The 14,817-nt window shown below is 63.2% G+C and carries 9 protein-coding genes and 1 pseudogene; 6 read left to right on the top strand and 4 right to left on the bottom strand.

The features are described from left to right. Positions 1 to 139: 139 nt before the first annotated feature. Positions 140 to 1,069, top strand: a complete 930-nt coding sequence (locus AC1DRP_RS20870; RefSeq protein WP_441505707.1) for an alpha/beta hydrolase — start codon at positions 140 to 142, stop codon at positions 1,067 to 1,069. Positions 1,070 to 1,073: 4 nt separating this feature from the next. Here the strand turns inward: AC1DRP_RS20870 and AC1DRP_RS20865 are convergent, their stop codons facing one another. Further along, on the bottom strand, positions 1,074 to 2,183 hold the full coding sequence (locus tag AC1DRP_RS20865; RefSeq protein WP_476769433.1) for an ROK family protein: 1,110 nt from the start codon (positions 2,181 to 2,183) through the stop codon (positions 1,074 to 1,076). A gap of 225 nt (positions 2,184 to 2,408) precedes the next feature. Here AC1DRP_RS20865 and AC1DRP_RS20860 point away from each other — a divergent pair, with 225 nt between their 5' ends. Then, positions 2,409 to 2,888 (top strand): DUF2938 domain-containing protein, encoded by a 480-nt coding sequence (locus AC1DRP_RS20860; protein WP_441505706.1) that lies wholly within the window; start codon positions 2,409 to 2,411, stop codon positions 2,886 to 2,888. A 41-nt stretch (positions 2,889 to 2,929) separates the two neighbouring features. Here AC1DRP_RS20860 and AC1DRP_RS20855 read toward each other — a convergent pair whose 3' ends face one another. After that, positions 2,930 to 3,673 carry an aspartate/glutamate racemase family protein gene (locus AC1DRP_RS20855; RefSeq protein ID WP_441505705.1) on the bottom strand — a complete coding sequence of 248 codons (744 nt, stop codon included), beginning with the start codon at positions 3,671 to 3,673 and terminating at the stop codon, positions 2,930 to 2,932. 1,080 nt (positions 3,674 to 4,753) lie between these two features. Between AC1DRP_RS20855 and AC1DRP_RS20850 the strand changes: the two genes are divergently transcribed. Next, the gene (locus tag AC1DRP_RS20850) at positions 4,754 to 5,518 is read left to right on the top strand and encodes a diacylglycerol/lipid kinase family protein (protein ID WP_476769432.1); all 765 of its coding nucleotides are present in this window, start codon (positions 4,754 to 4,756) and stop codon (positions 5,516 to 5,518) included. Positions 5,519 to 5,778: 260 nt separating this feature from the next. Here AC1DRP_RS20850 and AC1DRP_RS20845 read toward each other — a convergent pair whose 3' ends face one another. Continuing rightward, positions 5,779 to 6,747, bottom strand: coding sequence for an acyltransferase family protein (locus AC1DRP_RS20845; protein WP_441505703.1), 969 nt, complete (start codon positions 6,745 to 6,747; stop codon positions 5,779 to 5,781). A gap of 1,136 nt (positions 6,748 to 7,883) precedes the next feature. Further along, complete coding sequence (locus tag AC1DRP_RS20840; RefSeq protein WP_476769431.1) at positions 7,884 to 8,180, bottom strand: hypothetical protein; 297 nt, start codon at positions 8,178 to 8,180, stop codon at positions 7,884 to 7,886. Positions 8,181 to 8,229: 49 nt separating this feature from the next. Here AC1DRP_RS20840 and AC1DRP_RS20835 point away from each other — a divergent pair. The 3 genes and pseudogenes from AC1DRP_RS20835 (at position 8,230) to AC1DRP_RS20825 (ending at position 13,902) form a co-directional block, all read left to right on the top strand. Then, a pseudogene (locus AC1DRP_RS20835) lies at positions 8,230 to 9,305 on the top strand (calcium:cation antiporter). A 395-nt stretch (positions 9,306 to 9,700) separates the two neighbouring features. After that, positions 9,701 to 10,807 carry an efflux RND transporter periplasmic adaptor subunit gene (locus AC1DRP_RS20830; protein ID WP_476769430.1) on the top strand — a complete coding sequence of 369 codons (1,107 nt, stop codon included), beginning with the start codon at positions 9,701 to 9,703 and terminating at the stop codon, positions 10,805 to 10,807. Continuing rightward, positions 10,804 to 13,902 carry an efflux RND transporter permease subunit gene (locus AC1DRP_RS20825; protein ID WP_476769429.1) on the top strand — a complete coding sequence of 1,033 codons (3,099 nt, stop codon included), beginning with the start codon at positions 10,804 to 10,806 and terminating at the stop codon, positions 13,900 to 13,902. Before AC1DRP_RS20830 ends, AC1DRP_RS20825 begins: the two co-directional genes overlap by 4 nt. Positions 13,903 to 14,817: the final 915 nt, after the last annotated feature.

Below are 14,817 nucleotides of genomic sequence, written 5' to 3'. Positions count from 1 at the left end.
GGTCCGATGATCTAACCATCTGTGATTGCATCGGCTTTCCCGAAAACCGCAATCCACTTTTCGGGCCGATGCTTTAGCTCTTGGCGGACCGACCGGGAACCGTCACGATCCCGGCACATTCATGTCGGAGATCCGGCGAATGCCTCGCCTGCCTGTCCTGCTTGCCGCCCTCGGGTTCGCCAGCGTTGCCGTTGCCCAGCCGGCTCCCGAACCTCCGGCTGCTGTTGCGGTCCCGTCGAGTCCGGCGCCCTTCGTTCTGAAGGACACTGAGGTCCGGACGATCCATGCCAAGACGCTGCAGCGCGACTACGAGATCTATGTCAGCCTGCCGGTCTCCTATCACTCCTCGCCACGCCGGCGCTTTCCCGTGCTGTTCGTCACCGATGCCGATTACGCCTTCCCGCTGGTGCGCAGCATTGCCCGCCGGGTCGGCAATCGCGGCCAGGGGCTGGAAGAGTTCATTCTGGTCGGTCTCTCCTACGCGCTCGGCGACACGCCGCAGTTCAGCCGCCGCCGGGACTACACGCCGACGCCCAATGGCGAAAAGACGAAGGACGAATCCGGCCGGACACCGATCTTCGGCGAAGCAGAGCCCTATCGCCGCTTTCTTGCCGACGAGGTGATGCCCTTCGTTGCCGCGACCTATCGCACCGACACCAATCGCAGCATCTTTGCCGGCCATTCCTATGGCGGGCTGCTCGGCGTCCACATCCTGCTGACCGAGCCGAAGATGTTCTCGCATTATATCATCGGCAGCCCTTCGCTCTGGTACGACCAGAAGGTGATGCTTGCGCGCGAGCGCACCTATGCCGAGACGAACAAGGACCTGAAGGCCGATGTGCTGATGGCGATCGCTTCCTTCGAGACGATCAGCAAGGCCTCGCCGCGCTATAGCGGCAAGCTCGACATGATCGCCGACCTGCAGGAATTCGAGAAGGCGCTCCGCTCGCACAACTATCCCGGCCTGAAGCTGACCACGGAGATCATCCAGGACGAGGATCATCTCACTGTCTTCCCCGCGATCATCACGCGTGGGCTGATGTGGGCGCTGCCGGCAAAGCGGAGCTGAGCGGTCAGYCCTTCTTATCGTCGGCCTTTCCATTCTTGGCCTTGCCGCGGCCCTTCGGCTTCGTCCGGTTCTGGTAGCTTGCATTGCCAAGGCCGGTGCCGATGGTCAGCACCGCCCAATGCTCGACATCCTGCATTGACGGCATCTCGCTCAGTCCCTGGATGACGGCGTCGTTATGCATCACGACCGTCGTCTCGTGTCCGCCGATCTCGGGGACCATCTCGCGGATGCTCTCGACCAGGTTGAACCGGCTGCTTTGCCAGTTGCCAGGCAGGTTCTGCGCGCCGCGGTCGATCGAGCCGTCCCGTTCGATCAGGCCGGGGCAGCCGACGCCGATAAAGGGAGCAACGCGGAGGCCCGCCTTGCCGGCCTGCTTGATCTGGGCATCGAGCATCTTGCCGAGCCGCTTGATTGCGTCGTCGCGATTGGTCTCCTCGTCGGCGTGGCGCCAGAGTTCGGATTGCCAGACCTTGGCCTTGGCGAGGTCAGGCGCCTTGTCCTGGCGCAGCTCGACGATGCCGGCGCGAATATTCGAGCCGCCGATATCGACGGCGACGAGGCTGTCATAGGCCTCGAAGATCCATTTCGGCGCAAGATGGGCGCTACCGACCAGCCCGGCCTCGTCGGGATGATGGCGGATCGGCACAAGGTCGATACTATGTCCGTCGGTCTGCAGGATGATGCCGGCACGCGCGATCGCAAGCTCGCCGACCCTGCTCTGGCGGAATCCGCCGCCGACCACGATACGCTCGACGGTGCTCCAGGGCTTCAGCCTGGCGAAGCGGCGAATGACGAAGGCCAGCGACTGGGCGTAGCGTTCGATGGCGCTGAGGATGAGAGCCGCCTCGCGCGGCTCGCCTTCCCCCAGCAGCGCATCGAGCTCCTTCTTGCCGATCTTGTCGGAGTCGACCGTGATGGGGTCTTCGCCGGTCCGGCGCAGGTGCTCGCGAAGGGCGTCGAGATGCTCGAGAAATGCGCCACGTTTAGCCTTGTCGCCAACGAAGCCGTCCTCGTCGCGAACCTCCAGATTATAGCTGGTGACGACAACCGAAGGCAGGTCATCCACTCCGTGAGGACCGCCCGCGCGTGCTTTCGTCGTCATTTCGGCTGCCATGTTCCGCTATCCCCCGTGTGGACTCCCGAAGGGAACGGCCTCGGTGCTCCCAGGGTTCCGTAAGCTGGCGGCATATCGCCTCCTGGGATGAACAGCGCATGGCGCCCCTGCGCGGCGCGCGCGGGGAAGACCGCCCCCTGCGATTGACCTCGCGGGGCCTCTTCCCTTCCATGGCGGCCAAGGCGCGACGGTCGATGCGCCATGGCTGGTTTCCGGGGATATGCGATGCTTGAGTTTCTTCTGCGCGCGGTGCTGATCGGTGTCGGCGCGACAATCCTGTTCGATCTCTGGGCCCAGTTCCTGAACCGCGCCTTCGGCCTGCCGACTCCGAACTGGGCTATGACCGGGCGCTGGTTCGGCCATCTGGCGCAAGGTCGACTGGCGCATGAGGATATTGGACGCTCCGAGCCGGTGGCGAACGAACGCGCCCTCGGCTGGATCGCGCATTACCTGATCGGCATCCTGTTCGCGGCGGTCCTGCTGGCGATCTGGGGGCTCGACTGGGCCCGCAATCCGAGCCTCGCGCCTGCTCTGATCGTCGGTCTCGTCACGGTCGGCTGCGGCTGGTTCATCCTGCAGCCGGGAATGGGCGCCGGCATCGCGGCGTCGAAGAAGCCGAATGCCGGCCAGATCCGCGCCATGAACATCGCGGGCCATATCGTCTTTGGCGTGGGGCTCTATTGCTCGGCGCTCCTGCTGCGCTGAGCATGCCGGCGGCAGCTCCCCGGTTCAGGACCTTCCCCGGTTCAGGACCTGGCGAGAAGGGCCGTAAGCGCGGGCGACAGGCCGACGCTCCCGACCGGCGCCGGGAAGGCGAGATCGCCGCTTGCCGGTTTCGCCGTACCGCCATTGAGAGCGGCCAGGACCGCTTTCATGCCGGTCTGGACCGAGCAGATCACCGGAATATCGAGAAGTGGCTGGACGCGTGCGGCGAGGCCGGCAAGTCCGGCGCCGCCGAGAATGACGGCTCCGGCGCCGTCGCGTTCCGCCGTCTTGCGGCAGGCTGCGGCGAGCAGTGCAATCGAGCCATCGGGATCACGGGCGATATCGGCCCCCGTCGGAGTGACTGTTTCAACCGAGGCAAGCCGGCCGTCGAGGCCGATCATGGCGACGAATTCATGCAGGATCGGTCCCCAGCGCTCGCCGCCGGTGACGATCGAGAACTGCCGCGCCATCGCCGCGGCGGCCAGGCAACTCGCCTCCGCCATGCCGATGACCGGAACGGGAGAGACCTCCTTCAGGGCGTGAAGCCCTGGGTCGCCAAAGCAGGCGAGATAGACCGCGTCGCAGCCGGCGCCATGCTCGGCATAGGCCTCGAGGGCGGCATGGGCCGCAATCACCCCCGCGCTGCGGCTCGAAATATACTGCGCGCCGAAGCGGCCTGTCACCGGATGCAGGGCGACATTGGACGGAGCATGCGGCGCCACGACCTGCATGACGAGATCCGTCATCGCCTGGGTCGTGTTGGGATTGATCAGCAGGATACGCAAGAGAGCCTCGGGCAGGGTGCAGGCTTCAGGCTTAGCGAGCTCGAGGCCCCAGGCCAAGCGACCAGCGCGGACAAGGTCCAAGTCATGAATGTATACGGGGCGCTTCGCAGAGGCGCGGTGTGGGCGCTGCGATGGCCCCGATGCCTCTGGCGGGCGACCGCCACGGCCGAGAGCGCCGTTCGATGAGCCTGAGGGCGGAGGCGATGCTTGGACAAGGTGCTCAAAGTGGCGCGTTGCGATCTAAGCGCGAATAGCGCTGACCAATGGGCGATGAGAGGCGTTTGTGGGTTGATAGTGGGAGAGCGCTCCCTACCGTAAGGATCAAGGTCGGCCTCCGGTCTGTGGCGCTCAGGCGCGCGCAGACCGAAGGCGAGTGCGGGGCCTTTCCTTGCGCGGCACAAAACGGCTACATTCCGCGCTCATAATGCCGCAACTTTGCCACATGTCTGACAAGGGGCCAGCATGGTGAACTTAGTCTGTCGCGTGAGCCTTGCCGGCTTGCTGGCTGCTGGCTGCTCGCCACAAGCGATGCCAACGGTCGAAGCGATCACAAAGCCGACGGTCGAGACTTTTGCTCGGCTGGGGAGTTGGCGACCCTGGCAGTCTGCTCAAGCGGAGAAGCCGCAGACTGCGCCTCTCGTTCTCTCTGACCCCGCGCCGGAGGCGAACAAGCCAGATTCGATCGTGCGTGAGCCGGTAACGGTGACCAGGCCAGCGCCCAAGCTGACAGCGGTCGCTGTACGGGCCCCGAAGCCGGTCGCTCGGCCCGTTCAACCTATTGTGCCCGCTTCGATGCCCGAGGAACCCAGTAAGACCCCGCCGGCCCTCGTCTCTTGCCGCACGCATAACGAACCCGGCCAGCGCGTACACATGGAGTGTAGTCCTGTCGATTGATAGAAGGCGGTGAACAGGTAACTGGAGCGCGAGCAAATCGCGGGCTATCAAGGTCCACGAGGCATTGATTGCATTGCTGTGCGGGCACAAACCTGAAGAAGGAGTGTCCGGTATCTCGGGTTCGGTAGGACCAATACCGGGGCATAACTATGTTTGTTCTGTTCAACCCGGTTGCCGGAAGGGCTCGTGGGTTCTCGGCTTGCGATCTCGCAAAACTCTTTCCCAATATCGGAGGCCGCGTCGGGCATGATCGGATCGCGTGCCGAACTCGGTGTGTTGCCACTCGGCACTGCGAATTTGTTCGCGCAGGAACTCGGGATCCCGCTTGATATCGTGGAAGCCGCTCGCCTTATCAATGAGGGATATTCAGTGCCGGTCTATCCGGGACTGTACTCTGCTGTGGGGCGTCGAGAACGAGTATTCGTCCAAACTCTAGGAGTTGGATTCGATGGTGCGGTTGTTCGCCGCCTGAACAAAGATGCGAAGAAGATAATTGGTAAACTCGCATACGTCATCGCGGCTATACAGTGCCTGCTGGTGCATCGAGACCAAAAATTCTCCGTGCGCATCGATGGAGGCCCCGATGAACTTGTTTCGGGACTGCTGGTGATGAAGGGCCGGTTCTACGCAGGGTCCTTCATTATAAGCGAAAATGCCACGCCAAAGGCATCAGGTTTCATTGTCGCGCTTCAACGTGAAGGAAGCCGTTTCGCGCAGTTGAAGTCCGCATTCTGTATCGCCACAAATAGGTTTTCGTCGCTTTCGTTCATTGAAATGAGACGCGCCGACCATGTCTCCATTCGTGGTACATCGGATGTACAAATCGATGGCGATCTGGCGCCGCCGCCCCCGGCGGACATTCGTGCCGCAGGCTCATGTGTCCATGTTCGCGTGGCCCGATCGACAGCAGCGAACAGCATCCGTGTGTCGCGATCAGCTTCTGTGCGTTGATCTTGCGCGGTTTCAGGCCAGGGGCCTCGTTCCTGCCCAGCGATGTCACAGTCCGTGGGGACAACCGATCTGCACAGAGGACCATAGCTCGCGCTTTCAACACGATCGAGGCCCGCCTAGTGCCTTCGCAGTGGCGGGCCAATAATGAAACGCGTCGGGGCTGCCTTGGTTATGGGGGAGTGGGCGAGCGGTGCTCGCGATCAACAAGTCGCCTGAGCTTCCTGGCGCCCTGGCGATAAGAGACCGCCGCGTTGGAGCAGTCAGGGGGGCGTTGGGATTGGTCGACGCCGTATCTGGATTAACGCGCGGAAGCCCGCGAGCATCGGCGTTTCGATGAAGCGAAAAACGACATAGGCCAGCAATACGCTCATGCCGACAGACGCGAGCATGACCGGAATGCTCTGCGCCTGATCGAGCCAGGGCAGCTTGGTGGCTACGATCCGCATTGGCTCGATCACCATCAGGTGGGTCAGGTAGAGCGAATAGGACATGCCGCCGAGCGCAAGCAGGGCCCGATTCCGACAGGCGAGGCCGGATGCTTCGGCCAAGAGTGCGGTCAAGAGAACTGCTGTGACGATGATGAGCGCCACAGCCGCTGGCGGCTCGTGCCACGCCACGCAGATCGTGACGACGCCGCCGGCAACGATCGCGGACACGACCTTCATTGTCCTGCGCAACGGAGGCATCCAGAGCCGCGCGGCAAGCCAAACATAGTAGAGAGCAATGCCGATCACGAAGAAGCCGGTCACCCTCCCCCCATAGGTCGAGCAGACCCGCCCGCATGGGGCAAAATGCTGAACCGCCTGCAAGAGCAGTAGCACAACCGCAGCGATCAGTGGCGCCCACCTCTTGCTTATCGCGAGCGCGACACCAAACAGCACGTAGAAAAACATTTCATAGTTGAGGGTCCAACCGACGCGCAGCACCGGCGGCTTGTCGGCCGGAACGAACAGAAGGCTCTCGAGCAAGTGCGGCCACGTATAGGGTGTAAAAATGAAGAAAACCGCAGTTGCGATCCAGTAGAGAGGCACCACACGGACAAGGCGTTTGAGCAGGAACCCGGTGCTATCCTGGCGTGTCACATGGGTGATGATGAAACCGCTGATCGCGAAGAAGATGGACACGCCATAGAATTCAGTTGAGATGCCGCGGACGATCTGAAAATCGCTGTGGTAGAAACTCACTCCAAGCGCCGCCAAGCCTCTGAGCAATTGCAGATTGTAGATCATCCCGGCGCAGCCCCCGATGCGCCGAATGACGCGTTGAAATTGTTCCGCGTCGCAGTTTCGACCGCCTCTGCAGACACCCTCTTCCTTCATGATGCATGACAACGCGGATCGCAATATCGCGGCCGATCGGGGCACTTGTCAGTGCAGGCCAACGCGACGCTCGGGCTTCGCCGACTCTGGATGCCGCGCGCAGGCGATCGCTGACAGAAGAGCCTCCGTGGCGATGCAGTGCTGATGGGAGGTCGTCCGCAAGAAGCGCGCGACATGGCCAGGGCGCGCCACAAGGCGGGAATACCGGGCTTGAAAGCCTTCCGAAAACGCCAGTGAGCAGGCGTATCGAGAATGAATGGTGCCCCTGGCCGGGATCGAAATATAAGCCTAATGCATTGTTATCAAACTGATATTCAATCAATTATCTTCATAAAGGCCATCAAATAAGCCAACAATCCTATTCGGCAGGCACTCACGCATTCCGGCGCATTGGGGCGCATCACTTATCAACAGATACGTCGGCATGCCGCGCTACTGAAGCGGTTGCTGAAGGCCGCGACACGTCTGAGAACAGAGATGTGGATCTGCCGGAAAAACGGCCGCTCAGCGAAGATGGTAATAATGCGCAACGAGGCTGCCTTACACGTTTGCGCGGATCTCAATTCGTAGAACTTTGCTCGACCTGACCCAGGAGGCGCTGCGCGGCGAGGTCCGCAAGCCGAGGCTCAAACTCCGTGATAGGCTCGCCCAGGCGAAGCAAAGCTCGGAGCCTACCAGGCCGCAACAACTGCGGCAGCTACATCCAGTCACAGCACGCCTCGGCAGCCCTTAACCGCCCTCATTGCGTCTGACGATAATGACTTCGGCGCCGGCGTCGAGGCAGCGCCGCGCCCATCATTCGTCCGGTTCTAGTGAAATTAATTGCACAACAGGGTGGGAAAAAACCCCGTAGAGACCATCTCGAAATTGGCTCTACGGGGTCTCAGGCACCCGACACCTCTGGGGGAGTAGTCGGGGGGTTCGGAGATGGAGAAGTCTCAGGCTCTCCGCAACTGCGGCTCCTGGCCGTCGAGGCGGGTCATGGCGGAGGTTTTGCCACTCCTTATGCTGAGCCCGGTGAGCAGCCCGGTCAACCACGCACACGTTCATGCCTCGCTCCGTCGGAAGAAGCGCACGGCTGCATCGAGCTTCGGGCCACTGTTGGCGACAATGATGCGGCCAAGGCTTTCCGTCGCGGAGATGCCGTCGGCCATCATATGCGCAACAATCGCTTCCCGCACCTCATCGAGTGCCTTCACAAGCCTGGCGGCGCGGTCCTCGATGGCGTCATGAGCATTGCGCATCGCATCGAGGCGACCTCGGCCTGGGCACCACGCTGCACGCTGCATGAGCCCGGTGCGGCCCTTGGCGGCAGCCTTCAGCCGCGCAGCCTGGTCCTCCATGTCGATTTGGTCCTCGGCCCCCTCGCCGTGGCCTTGCCCGTTTGCAGACATTCCGAAGGTCGCAGGAGGGTGGATTGTGCCTTGGTGGACTTGGACGTGGCCTGTACTGGGCTGGGTGATCCTCCTGTTGGCATTTTCCGTCGGCGGCGGGGGCGCCACCGCGGCTGCGGGAATAGCCCTGCTAGGCACGGTGTTCGCGGCCGTTCACCACGCGGAGGTGGTCGCGCACCGCGTCGGCGAGCCGTTTGGAACGCTCGTTCTCGCCGTGGCGGTCGCGGTGATTGAGACGGCACTGATCATCTCGATCACGATTTCAGCTCCAGCCGAAAACACCGGATTGGCACGCGACGCGGTATTCGCCGCTGTCATGATTGTGTGCAATGGCATCGTGGGCGCCTGTCTACTCTTGGGCGGCGCCCGCTACCACGAACAGGGATTTCAACTCCAGGGGGCGAGCGCGGCCTTGGCGGTGTTAGCCGCGCTGACCGGCCTCACCCTGATCCTTCCAAACTTTGCGGCCAGCGAACTCGGTCCGCAATACAGCATATCGCAACTCGTCTTCGCTGGGCTTGTGTCTCTGGTGCTCTATAGCTCCTTTGTTTTCGTCCAGACCGTACGGCACCGCGATTACTTCCTCCCACTCCAAACCGACAACGAGGAAGTGCACGCGCCTCCTCCCACTAACGGAATCGCTGTTCTGAGCGCCGGCCTTCTTTTCGTCTCCCTGGTCGCCGTCGTCGGTCTCGCCAAATTTCTGACGCCCATGGTGGAACTTGGAGTAACGCGCCTTAGGGTGCCGAAAGCCGTCGTGGGAATTATCATCGCTGCGCTGGTGCTACTGCCCGAAGGAGCGCGGCCTCGGGCAATCGAATGCAGACCAGTTTGAACCTGGCGCTGGGATCCGCGCTCGCGACAATCGGCATGACCATACCGGCCGTTGCTGCTGTTTCGATCATGCTTGGGCAGCCGCTCACACTCGGCCTGGATGCAAAGGATCAAGTCCTGCTGGCGCTGACGCTGCTTATCAGCGTGATCACCTTGGGCACCGGCCGGACCACGGTGCTTCAGGGAGTCGTGCATCTGGTCCTCTTCGCCGTTTTCTTGTTCTTTGCGGTGGTGCCGTAAGGCACGGCGCATAAGCGAGCCGAACACCCGCTTCCGGATCCAGTTCGGACATCGACCTCGGTGCACTATCTCGGCCGGAACTGGCCCATGGCTGCCCCCTCGGCCTTCTGGTTCCGGGCAGCGCTCGCGTCAACGACCTTCGCGCCAGGTTCACCAGGTCATGTTTTGCGGCGTTCCTGTTCGTCGCCGTAGGGCCGTAAGGCTTGGTCGAGGGCAGCCGCACGACCACGAACGCGGCTTGCGGCCCCCGGCAAGAGGCGTATTTTGTATAGCACTTCCTCGCTGACCTTTGCGGCGCGGCCTCTCGCCGGTGACAAGGGGCACGGCATGTCGACGGTCGCACCCTGATCGGGACGCGATCATGAGATTGCCGCTCGCGCGCTCGGGAGGATGCCATGGGCATGTCTATCGGCGCCGTCTCAAGTACTCCGGGGCGCACAACCCCTTGGCCCGCACTGATCCTGCTCGGGCTGCTGGGCGCGTGCCAGCAGGCCGAAGCCCCGGCACCGGAGATCCGGCCCGTCAAAACCATTACGGTCGAGCGCCGCGCCGATGAGCAATCCGTGTCCCTGACCGGACAGATCCGGGCCCAGAATGAGGTCAGCCTCGCCTTCCGCATCGACGGTCGCATGCTGGAGCGGCCGGTCAATGTCGGCGATCAGGTCAAGCCCGGTCAGGTCGTGGCGCGGCTTGACCCGCAGAACCCGCAGAATGCCCTCCGCTCGGCTCAGGCCAGCCTGTCGGCCGCGCAGGGTCAGCTTACCCAGGCGAGGAACACCTTCGGGCGGCAACAGAGCCTGCTCCAGAAGGGTTACACGACCCGCGCCCAGTTTGATGACGCCCAGCAGTCGTTGCAGACCACCGAGGCGCAGGTGGATTCCTCACAGGCGCAGTTGCGCAACGCCCAGGACCAGCTCGGCTACACCGAACTCCAGGCTGACGCACCCGGCACCGTGACCGCCAAAGGGGCGGAGCCCGGCGAGGTGGTGAGGGCCGGGCAAATGATCGTCCAGGTCGCTCGTCAGGGCGGGCGGGACGCCGTGTTCGACGTGCCGGCGCAACTCGTCCGCATGAGGCCGCGTCAGGCGACCATCACCATCGCGTTGGCGGACGACGCCACCGTGAAGGCCATCGGCAGGGTGCGGGAGATCGCACCGCAAGCCGATCCGGTCACGCGTACCTACCAGGTGAAGGTCGGTCTGACGGACCCGCCCACCGCCATGCGTCTCGGCTCGACCGTGGTCGGGCGGGTCTCCGAGACCTCCGGCGAGGTGATTGAGGTCCCGGCAACGGCGCTGACCGAAGCGAATGGACGTCCGGCGGTCTGGGTGGTCGATCCCGCCGCGCAAACCGTGTCACTGCGCAATATCGACGTGGTCCGCTACGACCCGGCCAGCGTGACTATCTCCCAGGGCATCGAAGCCGGCGACGTCGTCGTCACCGCTGGCGTCCAGGCCCTGCGACCTAGGCAGAAGGTCCGACTGCTCGGAGCTACGTCATGAGGCTCAATCTGTCCGAGTGGGCAATCCACCATCGTTCCTTCATCGTTTTCCTGATGCTCATCGTCCTGACTGCGGGGAGCGCCTCCTACTTTGCCCTGGGGCGGGCCGAGGATCCGGCATTCTCCGTCAAGACCATGATTGTCAGCGCTGGATGGCCCGGCGCGACCCTTAACAACACGCTTCAGCAGGTTACTGAGCGCCTCGAACGGAAGCTCCAGGAGACCCCGCATCTCGACTACATCCGCAGTTACACGACACCCGGCCAGACGACGATCTTCGTCAACTTGAAAGGCGAGGTTGCGGCCCGGAACGTCCCTGACATCTGGTACCAGGTCCGCAAGAAGATCGGCGACATCCGGAACACCTTGCCCCAGGGAGTGACCGGCCCGGGCTTCAACGACGAGTTCGGCGACACCTATGGGATCGTCTACGGCTTCACTGCCAGTGGGTTCACCCACCGCGAGCTGCGCGACTACGTCGAGGATACCCGCTCGCGGCTTCTCCTGGTGCGCGACGTGTCCAAGATCGACGTCGTCGGGGCGCAGGACGAGAAAATCTATATCGAGTTCTCGACCGAGCAACTCGCAGGGCTCGGGCTCGACAATGCCGCCCTCGTCGCGACCCTTCAGAAGCAGAATGCCGTCGCCCCCGCGGGGGTGGTCGAGACCGGCAACGAGAAGCTCCTGATCCGGGTATCGGGAGAGTTCCGCTCCGAGCAGGACCTGCTGGCGGTCAATTTCGTTGCCAACGGGCGCATCATCCGCCTGAGCGACATCGCCACGGTCCGGCGCGCCTACGGCGATCCGCCTCAACCGATGTTCAGGGCCAACGGACAGCCCGCCATCGGGATTGCCATTTCCATGCGGGACGGCGGCGACGTGCTGGCGCTCGGCCGGAATATCGCAAATGCCATGGCAGCGATCCGAGTGGACCTGCCCATTGGGATCGAGCCTGTGCTCGTGGCCGACCAGCCGGTGACGGTCGAGCACTCGATCAAGGAATTCATGAAGACACTATGGGAGGCCGTCGCCATCGTTCTGGTGATCAGCTTCCTCAGCCTCGGTCTGCGGGCGGGCGCAGTCGTCGCGCTGTCGATCCCGCTGGTTCTCGCCATGGTGTTCATGACGATGGCGTATGCCGGCATCGACCTGCAACGGATCTCGCTCGGCGCGCTCATCATCTCCCTCGGCCTCCTGGTGGACGACGCCATGATCACGGTCGAGACGATGATCACGCGGCTCGAACAGGGCGCCAGCAAGGAGGACGCCGCCACCTTTGCCTACACGTCGGTCGCGTTCCCCATGCTGACCGGCACCCTGGTCACCGTGGCGGGCTTCGTCCCCATTGGCTTCGCCCGCAGCTCCGCTGGGGAATACACCTTCTCGATCTTCGCCGTGGTCGGCATCGCGCTCGTCGCGTCGTGGTTCGTCGCCGTGCTCTTCTCGCCGCTGCTCGGGGTCTGGCTCCTGCCCAGGCAAGCGAAGCACGCCCATGCCGAGCCGGGGCGGCTGATGCGGGCGTTCCGGCGTTTTCTCATCGTCGCCATGCGGGCGCGCTGGGCCACCATCCTGGCGACGCTTGTCCTGTTTGGGCTCGCGCTCTACGGAATGCGCTTCGTCCCGCAGCAGTTCTTCCCAGCCTCGGACCGGCCCGAACTGCTCGTCGATCTCAAGCTTCCTCAGAATGCCTCGATCCAAGCGAGCGAGACCGTGGTCAGCCGGCTCGACGGTATCCTGAAGGGTGACGGCGAGATCGACCACTGGAGCACCTATGTGGGCCGTGGCGCCGTCCGGTTCTATCTACCGCTGAATGTCCAGCTCCCGAATGACTTCTTCTCGCAGGCGGTGATCGTCACGAAGAACCTTGAGGCCCGGGAGCGGGTCAGGGCCCGCTTGGAGAGGGTGCTGGAGACTGAGTTCCCGAGCGTCGTCGCCCGGGTGTATCCGCTTGAGCTTGGGCCGCCTGTGGGTTGGCCGTTGCAGTATCGCGTCACCGGACCCGACGTGAACACCGTCCGTGAGACCGCATTCAAGGTCGCCGACGTGATGGGCTCGGATTCGTATGTCCAGAAGATCAACTTCGAGTGGATCGAGCCGGCACGAACCTTTCAGATCCGTGTCAACCAGGACGAGGCCCGGCTGCTGGGCCTAAACTCCCAGGATGTGGCTCAGGCCCTCAACGGTGTCGTGACCGGCGCGTCGGTAACCCAGGTGCGGGACGGCATCTACCTCATCGACGTCGTCGTCCGCGCCGGCAGCGAGCAACGCACCTCGCTGGCGGCCCTGCGCGATCTTCAGCTTCCGCTGCCGAACGGCCGGACGGTGCCGATCACCCAGCTCGCATCCGTGGATTACGGTCTGGAGTTTCCGCTCGTCTGGCGGCGGGATCGGGTGCCGAGCCTCGTCGTGCAGGCGGATGTCGCTCCCGGCGCCCAGTCGGCATCGATCGTCGAGGAGCTGGCCCCCAGGATGGACAAGCTGATTGCGAGCCTGCCCGGCGGCTACAACGTGGCCGTCGGCGGCACGGCGGAGGAGAGCGCCAAGTCGCAGGCGTCGGTGATCGCGGTCGTTCCCCTCATGTTTGCGCTGATGCTCATTCTGCTCATGGTGCAGCTCCAAAGCTTCCAGCGCCTGTTCCTGGTGCTGAGCGTGGCGCCCCTGGGTCTGATCGGGGTCGTTCTGGCTCTTCTGCTGGTGAACAAGCCGCTCGGGTTCGTCGCCATCCTGGGTGTCCTCGCGCTTGTCGGCATGATCGCGCGCAACTCGGTGATCCTGATCGACCAGATCGAGACGGAAAGAGCCCATGGGCTGCATCCGTGGGATGCCGTCGTAGAGGCAACGGTGCACCGCTTCCGTCCCATCCTGCTAACAGCGGCGGCGGCGATCCTGGGCATGATTCCAATTGCCCCAACGGTGTTTTGGGGCCCGATGGCCTACGCTATCATGGGCGGGCTTGCGGTCGCGACAGGGCTGACGCTGATATTCCTACCGGCGCTGTACGTCGCATGGTTCCGAATAAGCTCGCCGGTCGTGATAGAGGCGTCCGAGCGGCCGCCCGAGGCGGCACCGGCCCTGGAGGGCGCGACCGCCAAATGACGGCAGGTACAACGCAGCACCGGCTTGGCAAAGGAAGGTGGCGGTCCACGCCTGACGCGAACGCACGATCCGGTCTCCTCGCCGAGCAGGTATTGTGTCTGCCTGGGGCGTCTTCACACGGTCAAGGTTCCGGACCGGCCTTATCGCGCTGCCGCCGGCAAGCGGACCTTCTGAATGCCGGCTTTAGATCAACTTCGGCCCCCAGGTGGTACAGGCTTGAAAGTCTCACTTGGGTCGAGAGCGGTGATCAGGTGCTCGCCCGAGACCTGACATTGGCGAGCTTGCCGCAAAGCGGACCTCGCCATGGTCTGAGAAGGGCGGGAAGCCGAAGTTCAATGGTCATGGACCCGAGGCCGGGGCGCGGCCTTGAGCGGGAGTTGGGTCGAGCCCCGAAACGCGGCAGCTTCGCCGGTCACTCAGTTTCGGCGCTCTACGCGTCTTTCCGTACGGTTAGTACGCCGATCAGTGCGTCGAACGTCCCGTCCAGTGCGCCGATCCTGACGCCGGTTCATACCGGTGGTTTCGGCCTGGGACTGTGATGACTTCAGTACCGCTGCAGTCCCTGTCAGGGTCAATACGGCCGCCGACCACAACAACGAAAGGCCGCGTCGACGTGTGATCCCTTCCGAGTTGAAGACTTCGCTCATGTCCGGGCTCCTCGCGTTCAATGAACCGCTTTTCCGGCCCCCGCCGCCCATCCAGACCGACGTGTTCGAAGCCCTCACATGCGTTCGCAAACCACGGTGAGAAACCATCAACGTCACTCATTGGAGCATTGTTTATGGACCTCGAAGGGGTGTCACACAAGCGTATTGGGTCGGAAGCCGAAATCCGGCCAAGAGTGTCCATTCGCGGACATGGCCCAGCTACGCCCTCTGGCAGGCGAGACCCGACCGACAGCCCATCGCCGCTGAC

Source organism: Allobosea sp. 01N443, from assembly GCF_056399325.1.
The sequence above is the reverse complement of the archived record's forward strand: the minus strand, read 5'-3'. Positions and strand labels throughout refer to the sequence as shown.